Genomic DNA, 16753 nt, shown 5'->3' on the forward strand with positions numbered 1-16753 from the left:
CGACCACCTATCGGTTCTGCAACAGCACCAGAGCCGCTTTTAACACTGCAGCGGTATCTTTCGCTACACCGGTTTGTAAAGCGTCGTCAACAGCGGTTAGGGCGGCGGTTTCATTAAAGCCCATTCCGGTGAGCGCGGCGACCACCTGATCGCGCATAGCTGGCGTTAAGCCGTTTTCAGCCACACCAGATGTTTGCGGATCGGCCGCAGCGCTCGCGAAGGAAGCGACTTTACCGGCGAGCGATACCATGATCATTTTTGCTGATTTCGGCCCGATTCCGCTAACTGCTTGGAACGGTTTCGGATCCTCGTGCGCGACCGCTGTGGCGATCTGCTGCGGGGTCAGGGCTGAGAGCACCCCGAGTGCGCTCCGCGGCCCCACCCCGTTCACGCTCAACAGAAGGTTAAACACCTCGAGCTGCTCTCGATCCGCAAACCCGAACAGTGTTTGCGCATCCTCCCGCACAATAAGCTGCGTGTGCCAAAACACTTTGTCGCCTGTGTGCGTGGTTGCAGCAAGGGGAGCCGGCAGCTCAACTCGATAGCCGAGCGCGCCGGTGTCTACCACAGCATGATCTGCAGCGCGGTGGGTGACCTCTCCCCTAATTGATGCAATCACAGCTGTTATTCACCCGCACGCACTGCGCGATTCACTGCGCTAATAATCGCCTTTAACGTAGACCGTGTTGTTGATGAGTCAAGCCCCACACCCCAGATGCGCTGCCCTGCGACTTTAAGATCAACGTACGCAGCCGCTACCGCATCGGATCCCTGCCCGAGAGCGTGCTCTGCATAGTCGAAGACGGTTGCTTCTAAGCTCGAATCGAGGGCGTTTAGCGCATGCAGGAAAGCATCTACTGGGCCGTTACCAATTCCGCTTAGTTCCACTTCTTCAGCACCGACACGCATTTTTGCGATGAGTTGGGTGTCTCCCTCGTCAACGCTGGTAGTGCTCTGCTGCAACAGCTCATAACGGCCCCACCGTTCGGTAGCAACAGTGCTCGGCAGATACTCGTCTTGGAAAATCTGCCAAATCTGCTCGCTGGTGAACTCGCCGCCCTCAGCATCTGTGCGAGCCTGCACGACCTGGCTAAACTCGATCTGCAGTTGCCGCGGTAGATCGAGCTGATGGTCGGCCTTCAAAAGATAGGCCACACCACCCTTGCCAGACTGTGAGTTCACACGAATGACAGCTTCGTAGTTGCGCCCCAGATCTTTCGGATCGATCGGGAGATATGGCACCGCCCACTCGATCTCGTCCACAGTCTTACCGACGGCCAGAGCGTTCCGCTCCATGCGCTCGAAGCCCTTCTTGATAGCATCCTGGTGGGAACCGGAGAATGCTGTGTAAACAAGGTCTCCCGCCCAAGGGCTGCGCTCGTGCACCTTCATCTGGTTGCAGTACTCCGCGATGCGGCGAATCTCATCAAGGTCTGAAAAGTCGATTTCAGGGTCTATGCCCTGCGAGAAGAGATTTACACCCAGTGCAACCAGGTCAACGTTGCCGGTGCGCTCACCATTACCGAAAAGGCAGCCTTCGATGCGATCAGCGCCGGCCATGTAGCCGAGCTCTGCCGCAGCCACAGCGGTGCCGCGATCGTTATGCGGATGCAGTGACAGAATGACGTTCTCGCGATGATTTAGGTGACGCCCCATCCACTCAATCGAGTCGGCGTAGACATTCGGGGTTGCCATCTCAACTGTTGCTGGCAGGTTGATAATCACCTTGCGCTCAGGTGTTGGGCCAAAAACCTCAAGCACGGCGTTGCAGACTTCAACAGCATACTCAAGCTCGGTGCCGGTGTAAGACTCTGGTGAGTACTCGTAGTAGATCTCGGTATCCGGGCAGATTGACTCAAACTGCTTGCAGAGTTTGGCGCCGGCAACAGCGATCTCTTTTATGCCCTCTTTATCTTTGTTAAACACAACATCGCGCTGCAGCACACTTGTTGAGTTGTAGATGTGCACAATTGCCTGCTTGGCACCTATCAACGACTCGTAGGTGCGTTTAATAAGATGCTCACGCGCCTGGGTTAGCACCTGGATCGTGACATCATCCGGGATCAGATCCTCTTCAATAAGCTGCCGCACAAAGTCAAAGTCTGTTTGGCTCGCAGACGGAAACCCAACCTCGATCTGCTTGTATCCCATCTTCACCAGCAGCTCAAACATCTTTCGTTTGCGCTCAGGGCTCATCGGGTCGATCAGCGCCTGGTTGCCGTCCCTGAGGTCAACCGCACACCACAGGGGCGCCTTCTCGATACGTTTTGTCGGCCAGGTGCGATCCGGCAGCTCTACTTTGATCTGCTCATGAAACGGGCGGTAGCGATGAATCGGCATGCCTGAAGGGTTTTGCGTGTTTTGCACTGTTTTCTCCTGATATCTACAAAGAAAGTCAGACCGGAAATGAGAAACTCCGCGACGAGGGAGGTCTTATTGTCTAAGACTCGTCGCGGCGACTAAGCAGAAGAAATTTATGCACCCCTCTAGCCTAACAGAATTTGCTTCAGGATCAGCCCGTAAGCAACAGGCAGGCACCCGACCCGTGCTGTTTACGGATCGCTCCGCAGGTCACAAACAGCAGATACTGAGGCGAAATTTAGAACCCAAGACGGTTCAAATGCTTCGGATCACTCTGCCACTCTTTAAGAACTTTTACCCGCAGCGACAGGTACACTTTACGCCCGAGGAGCTGTTCAATCTGTTTCCGGGCAGCCTGCCCAATATTTTTGAGCTGCTGGCCTCCCCGGCCAATCACGATCCCTTTTTGACTGTCACGTTCGACGATCAAACTCGCATAAATTCGCAATTTACCGGTATCGTCGTCTTCTTCATAATCGTCGACTGTGGCCGCCAGCGAGTGCGGCAGCTCTTCACGCGCACCGTAGATGGCAGCTTCACGAATGAGCTCCGCGATCCGATCGTCTTGTGATTCATCTGTCAGGTGCGTCTCTTCATAGAGCTGCGGCGACAGCGGCATCTGCTCTATCAGGAGATCTGCGAGCTCGTCGACTTGAGTGCCGGCGACAGCGCTTGTGGGAATTACCGCCTCCCAATCACCGAGCGCATCAACCTCTGCCAATCGTTCAATTACCGTGTTCGGATTGGTTTCATCAATTTTTGTGATGATCGCGATTTTCTTTGCCTGTGTGAAGCGCTGCACCTGGTCATAGATAAATTTATCGCCCGGACCAATTTTTTCGCCCGCCGGGAAGCACTGCGCGATTACGTCCACCTCTCCGAGAGTGCTCTCAACAAGCGCGTTAAGACGTTTGCCGAGCAACTTCCGCGGCCGGTGTATGCCGGGGGTGTCAACAATGATTAGCTGGCCAGACTGCCGATGCACGATGCCGCGAATTGCCCGTCGCGTCGTTTGTGGCTTTGGGCTGGTAATGGCAATCTTCTGCCCCACAAGCGCATTGGTTAAAGTTGATTTACCGACGTTGGGGCGGCCAACAAAACTTACAAACCCGGCTCTAAAATCACTCGTCATTAGATTCCTCAGTTTCCTCATCCGCTTCCGGCTCGCCCACCCAGACAGCGCTCATTTGCAGAATACGATTGCGGCGATCAACCTGCGTTACTGTCAGTTCAATGCCGGCAACTGTAGCGGTGTCACCATCCTCGGCGAGGCGATCCAACTCTTTCACCATGAGGCCGGCGACGGTATCAACGTGCTCATCTTCGAGTTCAATTTCAAAGAGTTCACCGAGCTCCTGCACGGTGAGACGCGGATTAATCATAAAGCTACCGTCGTGCTGCTCAGCGACTTCCTGCAGCTCACGGTCGTGTTCATCGTAGATGTCACCCACAAGCTCCTCAATCAGATCTTCGAGCGTGACCAGGCCAGAGACACCGCCGTATTCATCCACTGTCAGAGCCAAATGGTTGTTTTCTAACTGCATCTGCTGCAGCAGTGCATCAGCACGCATTAGATCCGGCACAAACAGCGCTGGTTTCATCATTCGCGTTACCGGCGCCGTTAACGCTTCATCGCTGTGACGCAGCACAAATCCGCTTGCGTCACGCAAGTGGATCACTCCGAGAACATCATCCGCGTCTTCGTTTATCACCGGCATCCGGCTGCGACGACTTGCAAGAAGCGTCTCTAAAGCCGCCGCCATCGAAGTCTCAGCCTCGACAGTCATCATATCGGTGCGCGGCACCATCAGTTCGCGCACGCGGGTATCACCGAAACGCAACAGCGAGTGAATATAGTCTCGGTCTTCCTCTTCCAAAACATCGCGCTCAGCGGCACGATCAACAAGTGAGAGCAGCGCGCGATCCGCATCCAATTCCTGCTCTGTCTGCTGTGCGCGCTCACCGACAGCCGTATTGATTCGCAACATCCCAATTGCTACTGGCCCCACCAGTATGCGCACGGCACGCATCAACGGGGTTGCAAAACGCAGCACCTTGTCGGCGCGGTTTATGCCGTAGAGGCGTGGGCTTGCGCCAACCAAAATAAATGTCGAAATAATGAGGAACAGCGTGGCTGTGGCCAGTGACAGCCAAAGACTGTCTGTGAATTCAAAAATCACCAGTGTGATTAACACCGCTGCAAGGCTTTCGGCGCTGATGCGCGCAAACGACATAGCCGTTTGGTGTGCGGCCTCGTCTTCGGCAATTTTGCGCAGCGCACGATCCACACGAGACGAACCGACAGCGAGTTTAAAAATATCGGCGCGCGACCTGGCCGTCAGCGCAGCATCAGCTGCAGCGAGCAGCGCCCCCACCGATAGCAGCACAATCGCCGCACCAATAAACGCTAACGCTAACCCCAGACTCATGCTGCAAAACTCTCCAGCAGTGACCGTTGCAGCTTAAACATTTCCGCCTCCTCTAGGGGAGTGTGATGATCGAACCCGAGCAGATGCAGCAGACTGTGTGTGACAAGCATTGCAACCTCAGAGGCGAGACTGTGACCGGCCGCATCAGCCTGTTCTGCTGCAACCGGCAGACACACAACAACGTCTCCCAATACTCCTGGCCCCGCCGGCTGCGCCGGGCTGCCGGGTGTCAGCTCATCCATCGGAAAACTCATCACATCGGTTGCACCAGGAAGATCCATCCACTCTAAATGGAGGCGTTCCATCTCTGTTTCGTCAACAAAACTAATGCTAACCTCGCTGTCACTGTGCACATGCATCTCACGGAATACAAGCTCTACCAAAGCTGTCAAAGATTTTTCGCTTAAACCATTTTGTGACAGTTCTTTAGCGCTGAGAGAAAATTCAACAGCCAAAAATTATTCACCCACCCCGTATGCATCAACGATCCGACTAACAAGTTCGTTGCGCACAACATCGTCAGAGGTGAGACGGGCAAAGCCGATCCCTTCAACACCCTGCAGCACCTGCTGCGCGTGCGCTAAGCCGCTCCGCTTGCTAGGAAGATCCACCTGACTGCTGTCACCGGTAATCACCATGTGGGAGTCAAAACCGAGCCTAGTTAAAAACATTTTCATCTGCTCAGGAGTTGTGTTTTGGGCCTCATCAAGGATGATAAAAGACTCGTTTAAGGTTCGCCCACGCATGTAAGCCAGCGGCGCAACCTCAACGGTGCCGGTTTCTAACAGGCGGGGAACGGTTTCAGCGTCGAGCATTGTTGTGAGAGCATCAAACAGCGGGCGCAGATAGGGATCAATTTTTTCTTCAAGAGAGCCCGGCAGGTAGCCAAGACGCTCACCCGCTTCAACCGCGGGGCGCGTCAGCACAATCTTTGAAACTTCGCGACGCTGCAGGGCACGCACCGCCAGCGCAACTGCCAGATACGTCTTCCCGGTGCCCGCAGGCCCCGTTCCAAATGTGACGGCGTGCTCTTCGATTGCACGCACATACTCACGCTGCCCAGCTGTTTGTGGACGGATCGCCCTGCCGCGCACGGTCAGAATGGGTTCGGCAAGCTTACGCCCCTCTCCCGCTGCCGCACCCAAACGACTAAGGTGCGCAACATCGCGGCTGCCAGGCTGCGCCCGCAACCGAGCAATCTCCAACAGCTCAAGTAGCACTCTCTCAGCAGCAGCAACAGCCTCCTGAGACCCCTCAAGGGTCAGCAGATAGTCCCTGAGGTGAAAGCTGACCGCCGGATGCTCAGTTTCGAGCTGCCGAATCAGTTTTTCATTGGGGCCCAAAAAATCGGGGAGGTGCACACCCGTTAAAAGAACCGAACGTTTGCTCAGCGCGGCATCGCTACCCGACAAGCGAACTCTCCCCAAGATCACCGGCTAGCACATGCGCGTGCACGTGAAAAACAGTTTGCCCAGCATTTGCGCCGTTATTGAAGATCAGGCGATAGTCACCGTCTGCGTATTTGTCAGCCAGTTCTTTTGCTGTCGCAACAATTTCAGAGAGCAAACTGGCATCTCCCGCCGCTAACTCAGTGACATTCTCATACTCACTAGTCTTTGGAATAACCAGAATATGCACTTTTGCTTGTGGGTTCATATCGGGAAACGCGAGCACACGCTCGGTCTCAGCGAGCTTCTCCACAGGAATTTCACCCGACACGATCTTGCTGAATACAGTTTCTTGCGCCATACGTCTATGTTAGCGACCTACCATCGGCCGAGACTGGTCTGAATCACAGCTAGCGCGGCAGCACCCGCGCTCGAGGTTCGCAAAACCTCTTCCCCCAGCCTGACGGAGGTTGCGCCGGATCCTAGCAGCAGGTCAATTTCAAAATCGCTAATTCCGCCCTCAGGGCCAACAATTAAGTAGATGCGCTGCAGCTCACCCAGCGCTAAAGAATCTTCTGCAATCTCCCGAACAACAGTGCTCAACTTCTCACTCGCCCAGGGATGCAAGATCAGCACCAGATTCTGCGAATCAGCCGCCCAGGCCGCAATTGCTTTAGCGTCAACCGGCTGCTGCACCGCAGGGATGCGGCTGCGCAGTGACTGTTTCGCAGCTTCTCGAGCGATTTTCTGCCATTTCTCAACCCCGCGCTGAATCTTTTGTGATCCCTCCCAGCGGCTCACCGAACGCTCAGCCTGCCATGGGATTACCGTTGAGACGCCAAACTCGGTGCTCTGCTCGACCGCGCGCTCATCGCGCCCCTGTTTTGCGAGCGCTTGTACGAGCACCAGCTCCACTTCTAACCCTTGCTGGTTTCTTACCTCAGAAACGGTTGCGGTGAAACTCGCCTCGCGGCCTGTTGTAATGGCCGTGACTGTTGCAGTAACAAGCGTGCTCACGCCGTCACCGAGCATTATTTCTTCACCCTGACGCAGGCGCGACACGGTCACGGCGTGGTGTGCCTCAGTGCCACGCACAATCAGTGTGTCACCGACTTGTGCACCAGCTACCGCAGGGTCGTAGTAGAGGTGGGCCATACCGGTTAGCCGTTACCGAAGAAACGATTGCGCAGCTTATCAAAGAAGCCCTGTTTGAACTCACCAAGTTGTGGATGTGTGCCGGTGTTAAGCTCACGCAGCTCCTTATAGAGCTCCCGCTCACGCTTCGAGAGTTTAGTTGGGGTGAGCACTTGCAGGGCTATCTTTAAGTCTCCGCGACGGTTTCCGTGCAGCTCAGTGATTCCGCGGTCGCGCACAGTAATTATTTCACCCGATTGGGCACCCTCTGGCACGGTAACGAGCACCTCGCCGTCCAAGGCGTTAAGCGTCACCTCGGTGCCAAACACAGCGTCTGCCACCCCGAGGTCGAGCGTTGCCAGAAGATCGTTACCGTTCCGGCTAAAAACGTCGTGGTGTTTCACACTGAACTCAATAAAGAGATCACCATTTGGGCCTGCGCCAGGGCCCACCTCACCGGCGCCCCGCATCTGCATACGCATGCCGTCTTCAACTCCGGAAGGAACATCAACGGTTATTGAACGCTTCTCACGCACCCGACCGCGACCGCCGCAATCGTGGCAGGGGCTGTCAATGACATCGCCGTATCCGTGACAGTTTGCGCAGGGGTGGTTGGTGACAACGGTGCCGAGGATTGACCGCACCTGGCGCTGCTGATGGCCACTGCCACCGCAGTGCTCGCAGGTGCGCGGCGAGGTGCCGGGCTGACTGCAGCTGCCGTTACAGGTCGGACAAACCGCAGCTGTGTTTATTGAAACCTCTTTTTGGGTGCCAAAAATAATCTCGTCAAGGGAGACACGCAACTGGATCAGGGCATCCTCACCGCGCTGGGTGCGGCTCTTCGGCCGTCCCTGACCGCCGCCAAAGCCAAAACCGCCGCCGAACATGTTGCCCAGGAAGTCACCTAGATCTGTGAAGTCTCCCCCACCAAAGCCGTTCTCCGAACCGCCCATGTCGTAGTTGCGGCGCGCCTCAGGATCGCTCAAAACATCATAGGCGTGCGTCACCAGCTTAAACTGTTCAGCCGCTTCCGGGCTCGGGTTGCGATCCGGGTGCAGCTGCATCGCGAGTTTGCGATACGCCTTCTTGATCTCCTGCTCAGTTGCATCCCGGCCCACACCGAGTGTTTCGTAGTGGTCAGCCACCTAATAATCTCCTTGGATTCAAAATAAAAACTTGCGCTACACCGTCTAACTAGGTGCCCAAAATCTTGCTCAGATAGCGGGCGACTGCGCGCACCGCCACCATGTTTCCGGCATAGTCCATATTTACCGGCCCTAAAACTCCAAGTCTAGAGTCGGCGTTCTCACCAACCCCAAATTTAGTCGCAACAATCGCCGTCCCGGCAAGACCGTAGGGTTCGTTCTCAGATCCGATAGATGCGCGCACAGTTCCCTGCTCAGCCGCCAACTCGTTGAAGAGCTGCAGCAGCACAACCTGCTCTTCAAGCGCATCAAGCACCGCGGCGGCGTTCTCTCCCGGCAACTGCTGCCGCGAGAGGTTGGCAGTGCCAGCAATCGCCAACTTTGCACTACGATTTTGCCGCATCTGCTGTGCAGCGCCATCAAGCAGCGGGGCAAGAGACTCCCACTCCTTAAGCGATGACTGCTTTTCTAACTCTGCTCGCAGTTTCTGAACTGCCAGAAGTGCGGTGTCAGTATCTTTTCCGACAACAGCTGCCGCGATCCGCCCCTTTACCCCCGCAACGAACTCCGCGCTCACAGCGTGTGGCAAAACAAGCAGCTGCTGCTCTACTGCGCCAGAGCCGGTGATCACAACGCACAAAACTTTGTTGTCTGTGAGCGCCACCAAATCAAGATGGTGCACGAAAACATTCTGCTCTGACGGATACTGCACGAGCGCAACCTGTTTTGTCAGCTGCGCCAGAAGTCGCACAGTGCGCCCCAGCACCTCATCCAGGTCTTGCGCCTCCCCTAGAAAACGCTCGATAGCAGCGCGTCTTGCGCCTCCCAAGGGTTGCAGTTTTGAGAGGGTGTCGACATACAGGCGAAAACCTTTATCCGTTGGCACCCGGCCGCTTGAAGTGTAGGGAGCTGCAATTAGTTCAGCCTCTTCAAGCGCCACCATATCGTTGCGGATGGTGGCGGCGCTCACGCCGAAGGAGTATCTGGTAGCGAGGGTTTTAGAGCCCACGGGTTCACCTGCTGCGACATAGTCTGTCACGATAGCGTGCAAGATTTTTAGTCCACGCTCTGAAACCACAAGTCCACCTCCAATACCGCTTAGCACTCTAGTTGATAGAGTGCCAGTTTAGTCGATGAATATGGGTGCTTCCTCTCAACTCGCTAACAGCGTAGCAACCACGGTATCGGCCAATAAACGCCCGCGCAGAGTCGGCACAATGCGCTTGTGCTGCAGCGCGCTGACAGGATCCACAAGCCCGTTTGCAATCAGCTCCGCAACCCGCCGCGATTCGCTTGCAGTAAGTCGTGACTGCGGCAGACCGTCTGCGATGCGTGTCTCCAACAGCACCTGCTCTACCCGCCTAGTTTCAGCGTCTAACACCTCTCTGGCAAACCCGGGGCTAATACCCTGTGCAATGCGATCGGCGTAAGCGCGGGGGTGTTTCACATTCCACCAGCGCACTCCGCCAACATGGCTGTGTGCGCCCGGCCCGTAACCCCACCAATCGTGCCCCTGCCAGTATGCGAGGTTGTGGCGCGACCTGGTGTCTAAAGTTTTGCTCCAGTTTGAAATTTCATACCAGGAGTATCCAGCAGCCGCAAACTCTTGATCGGCCAGCTCATACATTTCAGCGTGCAAGTCATCGTCGGGCTGCTGATACTCCCCCCGCGCTATTTGGGCAGCTAGCTTGGTGCCGGGTTCAACGATCAAAGCATACGCAGAAATATGGTGCGGATCGCAGGCTAACGCCGCTTCAACAGAACGGCGCCACTGCTCTAAAGTCTCGCCCGGCGCTCCGTAAATAAGATCAACACTCGTCTCAAGCCCCGCTTCTTTCGCCCACGCGACAACCTGCGGCACTCGCTCCGGGGTGTGCGTGCGATCGAGCACCTGAAGCACTTCGGGCACAGCAGACTGCATCCCGAAACTCACCCTGGTAAATCCGGCATCTTTCAGCGTCTGCAGATACTTCCTATCAACCGAATCAGGGTTAGCTTCGGTGGTTATTTCAGCTCCCGCAACAATTCCGAATGTTTCACGAAGTTTCGCCAGCATCTGCGCTAAATCTGTTGCCGGCAGAATTGTCGGGGTGCCACCCCCAAAGAAAACGGTGCTGAGCTGCCGCGGTTTGATGCCGCTGTCATCCAACGCCCTGGCAGAGAAGCTAATTTCATCGCACACCTCACTCGCATAGTGACTGCGACTGGTGTTTCCGAGTTCCTTAGCTGTATAGGTATTGAAATCGCAATAGCCGCAGCGCACACGACAGTACGGGACGTGCACATATGCACCAAAATTGCGTGTGCCCTGCGCTACGGCAGCCTGTTGTGGCAGTCTGCCGTCTGCGGGCACCGGGTCACCCGGCAGCAGAGCGCTTGGCACTGTCTCACTCCCCGGTCGGCTGCAGTGTTTTAAGCACGCGCTTTAACGCGGTTGTCGCCCGGTCGGCTGTCTGCTGTTTACCGAGTCCAAGAAAACCTGTGGCGTGCACATGCCAGAATCCGCGGGTTAGTGCCCAGACGGTTTCATCTTCACGCAGCTCAACAGATAGCGCGACTTCGCCGGTTGTATCGCCCTCATCCGCGGTGCCCAAGATCATCCCGCCGCGCTCCACGACCTGACGCTCCTGTTCGAGCTGCTCCAATTGCGCGCCCTCAAGCACACGCACAACTTCAAATCGGCGCGCCGAATTATTATCGTCCGGTGTCAACAGCACCCGTGCCCCGCGTCTGAGAAACGATTCGCCCTGCGCTGAATACACCGCTTCCCCATCTCTGACACTCGGGCTCTCACCGGCAGACTCTTCTGTTACCACATAGCCTGCTGCACGGTGCGCTTCCCAAGTCATCAACTGCTCTAACGCTGAGTTGAAGCGATCCACACCCAACCCTATTTGCACCTGCTCGAAAAAGGGCACCGCATCATTTGGCGGGAACTGGAGCAGATCTGGCGCCTGACTAACACCAACTTCGATGTATGACAGTCTTGCCGGCTGGAAACTATCGCGCCTCGCTGCCTGCTCAACGCCGCTCACTTTTTAGCTTCCTTACCCTCAACATCTCCTGACAGTGCTGCGATGAATGCTTCCTGCGGCACCTCGACCCGACCGACCATCTTCATGCGCTTCTTGCCTTCTTTCTGCTTTTCCAGCAGTTTGCGCTTGCGGCTAATATCACCGCCGTAACATTTAGCGAGCACATCTTTCCGAATCGCTCGAATAGTCTCTCGTGCAATCACCCGCGCACCAATCGCTGCTTGAATAGGCACCTCAAACTGCTGCCGCGGAATCAACTTACGCAGTCGTTCAGCCATCATCGTGCCGTAGCTGTAGGCACTGTCACGGTGCACAATGGCGCTGAAAGCGTCCACCTTATCACCCTGCAGGAGGATATCCACCTTCACCAGATCCGCGGTCTGCTCACCGTCTGGTTCGTAGTCGAGGGAGGCATAACCCTGCGTGCGACTCTTCAGCTGGTCAAAGAAGTCAAACACAATTTCACCCAGCGGAATACGATAGCGCAGTTCAACGCGGTCGGTGCCGAGATACTCCATCCCGAGCAGGTTGCCGCGCCGCCCCTGGCACAGCTCCATGATCGCACCGACATAGCCCTTCGGAGCAAGAATTGCCGCCTTCACCATAGGCTCGTAAACGTCGCGAATTTTTCCCTCTGGATATTCGCTCGGGTTGGTCACAACAACCTCACCGCCATCTTCTTTTACAACGCGATATATAACACTCGGCGCGGTAGCTATAAGATCAAGATCAAACTCACGGCGCAGACGCTCACTAATAATTTCTAGGTGCAACAGCCCCAGAAAACCGCATCGGAAACCAAACCCCAAAGCGACTGATGTCTCCGGCTCATACTGTAGCGCAGCGTCCGACAGTTTCAGCTTGTCGAGCGCTTCGCGCAACACCGGGTAATCACTGCCGTCAATCGGATAAAGACCAGAGAACACCATCGGTTTCGGATCGGTGTATCCGGCAAGCGGTTCAGCAGCTGGGGCGCGTTTCGTGGTCACCGTGTCACCAACCTTTGATTGGCGCACATCTTTCACACCGGTAATTAGATAGCCCACCTCACCCACTGCGAGACCCTTGGTGAGCTTAGGTTCCGGAGCGGAAACACCAATCTCCAAAGCTTCATGCTCGGCGCCAGTGGACATCATCTGAATACGCTCACGCGGGGTGAGCTTGCCGTCTACCATGCGGACATAGGTGACAACGCCCCGGTATGGATCATAAACAGAATCAAAAATCATTGCCCGAGCAGGCGCTTCAGTGTCACCCACCGGAGGTGGCACCTTGCGCACAACACGATCAAGCAGTTCTGCAACACCGGCGCCCGTCTTCCCTGAGACTGCAAGGATCTCTGAAGGGTCTATGCCGATTAGCTCAGAGATTTCTTGCGCCCGGGCTTCCGGATCTGCGGCGGGCAGGTCAATTTTGTTGAGCACCGGGATAATTTCAAGATCGTGTTCCATCGCCAGGTAGAGGTTGGCGAGTGTCTGCGCCTCAATTCCCTGTGCCGCATCCACCAGCAGGATCGCCCCCTCGCACGCCGCAAGCGAACGAGACACCTCGTAGCTAAAGTCGACGTGGCCGGGGGTGTCGATCATGTTTAGCGCATAGGCCTGCCCGTCTACCTCCCAGTGCATGCGCACAGCCTGTGACTTAATAGTGATCCCGCGCTCGCGCTCAATATCCATGCGGTCAAGGTACTGCGCGCGCATCTCACGCTCCGGCACCGTGCCCGTGATTTGGAGCATACGGTCAGCAAGAGTTGATTTACCGTGATCGATATGCGCGATGATACAAAAATTACGGATAATTTCCGGATCGGTGCTCGCCGGGATCGGTGGATTCGAAGCGCGTGGTGCCATAGTGCTGTTAATTATTCCAGAGGTTAGAATGCGCCGAGCTCAGGCGCTTGCATAAACAACGCACGCACGCCCAAAAAATGTGAGCGTGCGTGCGCAGGGTACCGCATATGCGGTAAAGCTTTAGAGAGCTGCAACCTTCTTAGCAAGCTTTGACTTGCGGTTAGCAGCCTGGTTCTTGTGGATTACACCCTTGCTCACAGCCTTGTCGAGCTTCCGGCTAGCAACTGCGAGAGCAGCAACAGCTGCGTTCTTGTCTCCTGCAGCAATTGCTTCACGGGTCTTGCGAACAAAAGTCTTCAACTCGCTCTTGTAAGCACGGTTGCGTTCCTGTGCCTTACGGTTTGTGCGAATGCGCTTAATCTGCGACTTAATATTTGCCACGTTTGTGTCCCTTAAAAATTTGGTGTCGAACTTCTTGTTCCGCGTGGCGGGAGAGGGCTGCCAACACGGTAGGTGTGGTTATTAAAAACTCACACGCAAGCCAATAGATAACTTTAGCAGAATCTCAAGCGATTTGCCGGCACCTATTCATGGATTCCGAATTTCTCGCGCAGCAGCTCCTTACTGCGCGCTGAGCCCTCGGTTTGCAGTGTTAATAATTCAGCATATATGCCGCCGCTCGCGGCTAGCTCTTGCGGAGTTCCAACTTCAGCAATACGCCCATTTTCCAGTGTGATAATGCGATCAACATTCTCGATGGTTGATAGACGGTGCGCAATAATCAGGCTGGATCTGCCCTCCATCAAGGCTTCAAGACTGCGCTGCACCTGACGCTCACTCTTTGTATCAAGAGCGCTCGTAGCCTCATCGAGGATCAGCACAGGCGCATCCTTCAACATTGCGCGCGCCACCGCAACACGCTGTTTTTGCCCTCCAGAAAGCTTCAAACCACGCTCGCCAATAACGGTGTCGAGCCCGTCGGGGAAAGCATCAATAAAGTTCCAAGCCTTTGCGCGCTTAGCTGCGGCAATAATCTCAGCTTCGGTCGCATCCGGGCGACCGTATGCGATGTTCTCACGGATAGATCCGCTAAAAAGCGATGGGTCTTGAAAAACAACACCGATCTGCGCCCTGAGCTCAGGCATCTGCAAATTCGCAATATCCTGCCCAAAGAGTTCGATTTTGCCCTTATGCAAACTGTAGAAACCGAGCAGTGTGTTCACAATCGTTGACTTACCACCGCCGGAGGTTGACACAAGGGCCAGCTTTTCACCGGGTTCAATTGTGAAGTTGATATCTTGCAAAACGGGGTTTCCCGGATTGTATTCAAATGTCACATCAGTGAACCTAACCGGTGTGCGACTCGTATCAACCGGCTTTGGTTCTGCCGCGGCACGTGGATTGCGCAGAGCTATGCCCTCCCGCTGATCCGACCTCAAATTAATAACAGAAAAATAGTCGCGCGATCCTGCGATCACTTTTTGTGAGGTGTCAACGATCCAGCTCATCATGCTGACAGGGTTTCGCACCATGCCCACCAGCTGAATTAACAAAACAAGTTCACCAATGGTGTGGGAGCCGTTCGCTGTCTGCAGAAACAGCACCGTATAAACAATGCCAAAAATGATCGTTAACGCACTGCGGCGCAGCACATCCATACTGTGCCACCAGCGGGACTGTGCGCCAGTGATAGTAACGGTACTCTGCAGGTGCTCATCAAAACTCTGCCATTCTGCCCTTTCGCGCGCGAAAGAGCGCACCGTTGCAAGCTGCCCCACCACTTCGGTGAACCGACCACGAGACACGTCGATGTGATCGTTCTTTTGATGCTCATAGGCTTGCCAGCGTTTGGATGTCAGGGCTGTTAACCAGACATAAAGCGGGATCATCAGAGCGATCAAAACTGCCAGCGGCCAAGCGTAGAAAGCCATTACGGCAAGCACCGCAAAGGTTGTCAGCAGCATTGAAAAAATATTGTTCGCGAACATGCGCGCGAAGTTGGTGACCTCAGTAATCGTGCGATCCAAACGCGACACAATCGCACCAGTCAGCTCGTTATCAAAATAGCGTTGGGGCAGCTGCAACAGTTTATCGTAGTAGCGAGACGACAGCAGATGCCGCATTTTCATACTCATTGTGTCGCCCGCACGGCCGCTAACTGCGCCCAGCACCACAGAAGTAAGCTCCACCAGCAGGTAAGCACCAACCAGTATGAGAATAGTTGTAATCCCGGAATCACGGCTGATAGAGCCGTTCAAAAGCCCCACTATCGTGTCGGTTGCACGACCGATCAGAAACGGAACGGCAATAGTTGCCGCACTCGTCAGCAGCGTGCAAACGATAATTATGAAATAGAACCTATTAAGTTCTTTTGTAAAACGAAACAGCTGTCTAATTGATTGCACGCGGATACTCTACCCCTCCGTTTAAAGCTCGGAGGCAAGTTTCGCTGATGGCTAAATTCTGCCGCGTTTGGCAACCGCTAAAACAAATCTTTCGATCACAAACTCTTTGTTTCGCGCGCCACCCTTCAGCTGCCACTCCGTCTCAGCAGCGTAATCCAGCATCTTTGCTAGATCACCTTCGCGCCAATTACGCGCATCACGACGCGCAAGTTTCACCGAATACGGGTGCTGTTTCAGACGTTTCGCAAGCTCAGCATCGGAGTCACCAAGCCCATAAACCTTCGCCATCAGACGCAACTTGTTTGTCAGCAGAGAACAAATTGCGATCGGCTCTTGACCTGTGTGCAGGCCGTGTCTTAACAGGGTGAGGGCAAGGGCACCGTTACCGCTCGCCGCCGCGTCAGCAATCTTCATCGAGTTGGTTTCAACGCGTCCGGCTGTCAGCTGGTCGACCTGCCGCAAAGAGATTGTGCCACTCGCATCGCGTGACAACTGCTCTGCGATCGCAATAAGTTCGGCAAGATCTTCAGCGTACGCTGTGATTAAACTGCGCAGCGCCTCAGGTTCTATGCGCTGTGATCTACTCGCGAGAAAATCCGTCACAAATCGGCTGCGCTCACTGTCTTTAAGCACATCACAGACCACTTCAATAGCATTAGCCTGGCTGCGAATTAGTGCCAGTGCAGCTTTACCGCCATTACCGCCTGAATGACGCAGCAGCAGGGTGGTTGCCTCATCGAGCAGAGGAATTACCGCCTCAAGGTCTGCCATAAACGCAGCACTCGGGGCATTCAGGTTTGCGATCCGAATCAACCTCGCTTCACCAAACAGCGAGGGGCTTGCAAGAGTCATAAGCTCTCCGGCTGCGGCTAGCTTTGCGTCTATATCGTGTATCTCAAGCTCTGGATGCTGGGAGCGCATGCCGCGCCGCACCGTCTGTTGGGCAAGGTCAGCGATCGCACCCTCTTTACCGCTGAGCAAAATAAGCGGAGCCGGGCGTATCTGCCACACGCTAAGCACAGTGTGAGCTGATCGCCCACCCCGTTTGCCAGCAACCATCATGTCT

Annotated in this window: 16 protein-coding genes; all 16 read right to left on the reverse strand. The window is 55.1% G+C overall.

The window, feature by feature from the left end; genetic code table 11:
- Positions 1-7: 7 nt before the first annotated feature.
- The 16 genes from ruvA to holA all read right to left on the reverse strand — a co-directional run bounded on the left by ruvA (position 8) and on the right by holA (position 16749).
- Positions 8-619, reverse strand: a complete 612-nt coding sequence (gene ruvA / locus HCR00_RS02495) for a Holliday junction branch migration protein RuvA (RefSeq protein WP_166984619.1) — start codon at positions 617-619, stop codon at positions 8-10.
- A 5-nt stretch (positions 620-624) separates the two neighbouring features.
- Positions 625-2367, reverse strand: a complete 1743-nt coding sequence (gene leuA / locus HCR00_RS02500; protein ID WP_167142402.1) for a 2-isopropylmalate synthase — start codon at positions 2365-2367, stop codon at positions 625-627.
- A 232-nt stretch (positions 2368-2599) separates the two neighbouring features.
- Positions 2600-3493 (reverse strand): GTPase Era, encoded by an 894-nt coding sequence (gene era, locus HCR00_RS02505; RefSeq protein WP_167142405.1) that lies wholly within the window; start codon positions 3491-3493, stop codon positions 2600-2602.
- Complete coding sequence (locus HCR00_RS02510) at positions 3483-4790, reverse strand: hemolysin family protein (RefSeq protein ID WP_167142408.1); 1308 nt, start codon at positions 4788-4790, stop codon at positions 3483-3485. Before HCR00_RS02510 ends, era begins: the two co-directional genes overlap by 11 nt.
- The gene (ybeY, locus tag HCR00_RS02515) at positions 4787-5212 is read right to left on the reverse strand and encodes an rRNA maturation RNase YbeY (RefSeq protein ID WP_279586794.1); all 426 of its coding nucleotides are present in this window, start codon (positions 5210-5212) and stop codon (positions 4787-4789) included. The genes HCR00_RS02510 and ybeY overlap by 4 nt, the downstream gene beginning before the upstream one ends.
- Positions 5213-5248: 36 nt before the next feature.
- Positions 5249-6202, reverse strand: a complete 954-nt coding sequence (locus tag HCR00_RS02520) for a PhoH family protein (protein WP_208317290.1) — start codon at positions 6200-6202, stop codon at positions 5249-5251.
- A complete protein-coding gene (locus HCR00_RS02525) occupies positions 6192-6539 on the reverse strand; it encodes a histidine triad nucleotide-binding protein (RefSeq protein WP_166984614.1) in 348 nt (115 codons plus the stop codon). Before HCR00_RS02525 ends, HCR00_RS02520 begins: the two co-directional genes overlap by 11 nt.
- 17 nt (positions 6540-6556) lie before the next feature.
- Positions 6557-7333: a 16S rRNA (uracil(1498)-N(3))-methyltransferase gene (locus HCR00_RS02530; RefSeq protein ID WP_167142411.1), complete on the reverse strand. Its 777-nt coding sequence runs from the start codon at positions 7331-7333 to the stop codon at positions 6557-6559.
- 5 nt (positions 7334-7338) lie between these two features.
- The gene (gene dnaJ, locus HCR00_RS02535; protein ID WP_167142418.1) at positions 7339-8457 is read right to left on the reverse strand and encodes a molecular chaperone DnaJ; all 1119 of its coding nucleotides are present in this window, start codon (positions 8455-8457) and stop codon (positions 7339-7341) included.
- A 49-nt stretch (positions 8458-8506) separates the two neighbouring features.
- Positions 8507-9535, reverse strand: a complete 1029-nt coding sequence (gene hrcA, locus HCR00_RS02540; RefSeq protein ID WP_167142421.1) for a heat-inducible transcriptional repressor HrcA — start codon at positions 9533-9535, stop codon at positions 8507-8509.
- Between the two features lie 75 nt (positions 9536-9610).
- The gene (hemW, locus tag HCR00_RS02545; RefSeq protein WP_167142424.1) at positions 9611-10840 is read right to left on the reverse strand and encodes a radical SAM family heme chaperone HemW; all 1230 of its coding nucleotides are present in this window, start codon (positions 10838-10840) and stop codon (positions 9611-9613) included.
- Positions 10841-10844: 4 nt separating this feature from the next.
- The gene (locus HCR00_RS02550) at positions 10845-11492 is read right to left on the reverse strand and encodes a DUF1990 family protein (RefSeq protein ID WP_167142427.1); all 648 of its coding nucleotides are present in this window, start codon (positions 11490-11492) and stop codon (positions 10845-10847) included.
- Positions 11489-13342, reverse strand: a complete 1854-nt coding sequence (gene lepA / locus HCR00_RS02555; protein ID WP_167142429.1) for a translation elongation factor 4 — start codon at positions 13340-13342, stop codon at positions 11489-11491. Before lepA ends, HCR00_RS02550 begins: the two co-directional genes overlap by 4 nt.
- Before the next feature lie 120 nt (positions 13343-13462).
- Positions 13463-13723, reverse strand: a complete 261-nt coding sequence (gene rpsT / locus HCR00_RS02560) for a 30S ribosomal protein S20 (protein WP_166984607.1) — start codon at positions 13721-13723, stop codon at positions 13463-13465.
- Positions 13724-13866: 143 nt separating this feature from the next.
- Positions 13867-15687, reverse strand: a complete 1821-nt coding sequence (locus HCR00_RS02565) for an ABC transporter ATP-binding protein (RefSeq protein WP_167142433.1) — start codon at positions 15685-15687, stop codon at positions 13867-13869.
- A gap of 51 nt (positions 15688-15738) precedes the next feature.
- Positions 15739-16749, reverse strand: a complete 1011-nt coding sequence (gene holA, locus HCR00_RS02570) for a DNA polymerase III subunit delta (protein ID WP_167142436.1) — start codon at positions 16747-16749, stop codon at positions 15739-15741.
- Positions 16750-16753: the final 4 nt, after the last annotated feature.

The organism is Canibacter zhoujuaniae (assembly GCF_011752005.1).
Taxonomy (GTDB): domain Bacteria; phylum Actinomycetota; class Actinomycetes; order Actinomycetales; family Microbacteriaceae; genus Canibacter; species Canibacter zhoujuaniae.

Coding starts and splice junctions, on each gene's coding strand:
- era (WP_167142405.1), bottom strand. CDS start 3,493: ATGACGAGTGATTTTAGAGCCGGGTTTGTAAGTTTTGTTGGCCGCCCC.
- HCR00_RS02510 (WP_167142408.1), bottom strand. CDS start 4,790: ATGAGTCTGGGGTTAGCGTTAGCGTTTATTGGTGCGGCGATTGTGCTG.
- HCR00_RS02525 (WP_166984614.1), bottom strand. CDS start 6,539: ATGGCGCAAGAAACTGTATTCAGCAAGATCGTGTCGGGTGAAATTCCT.
- HCR00_RS02530 (WP_167142411.1), bottom strand. CDS start 7,333: ATGGCCCACCTCTACTACGACCCTGCGGTAGCTGGTGCACAAGTCGGT.
- lepA (WP_167142429.1), bottom strand. CDS start 13,342: ATGGCACCACGCGCTTCGAATCCACCGATCCCGGCGAGCACCGATCCG.
- holA (WP_167142436.1), bottom strand. CDS start 16,749: ATGATGGTTGCTGGCAAACGGGGTGGGCGATCAGCTCACACTGTGCTT.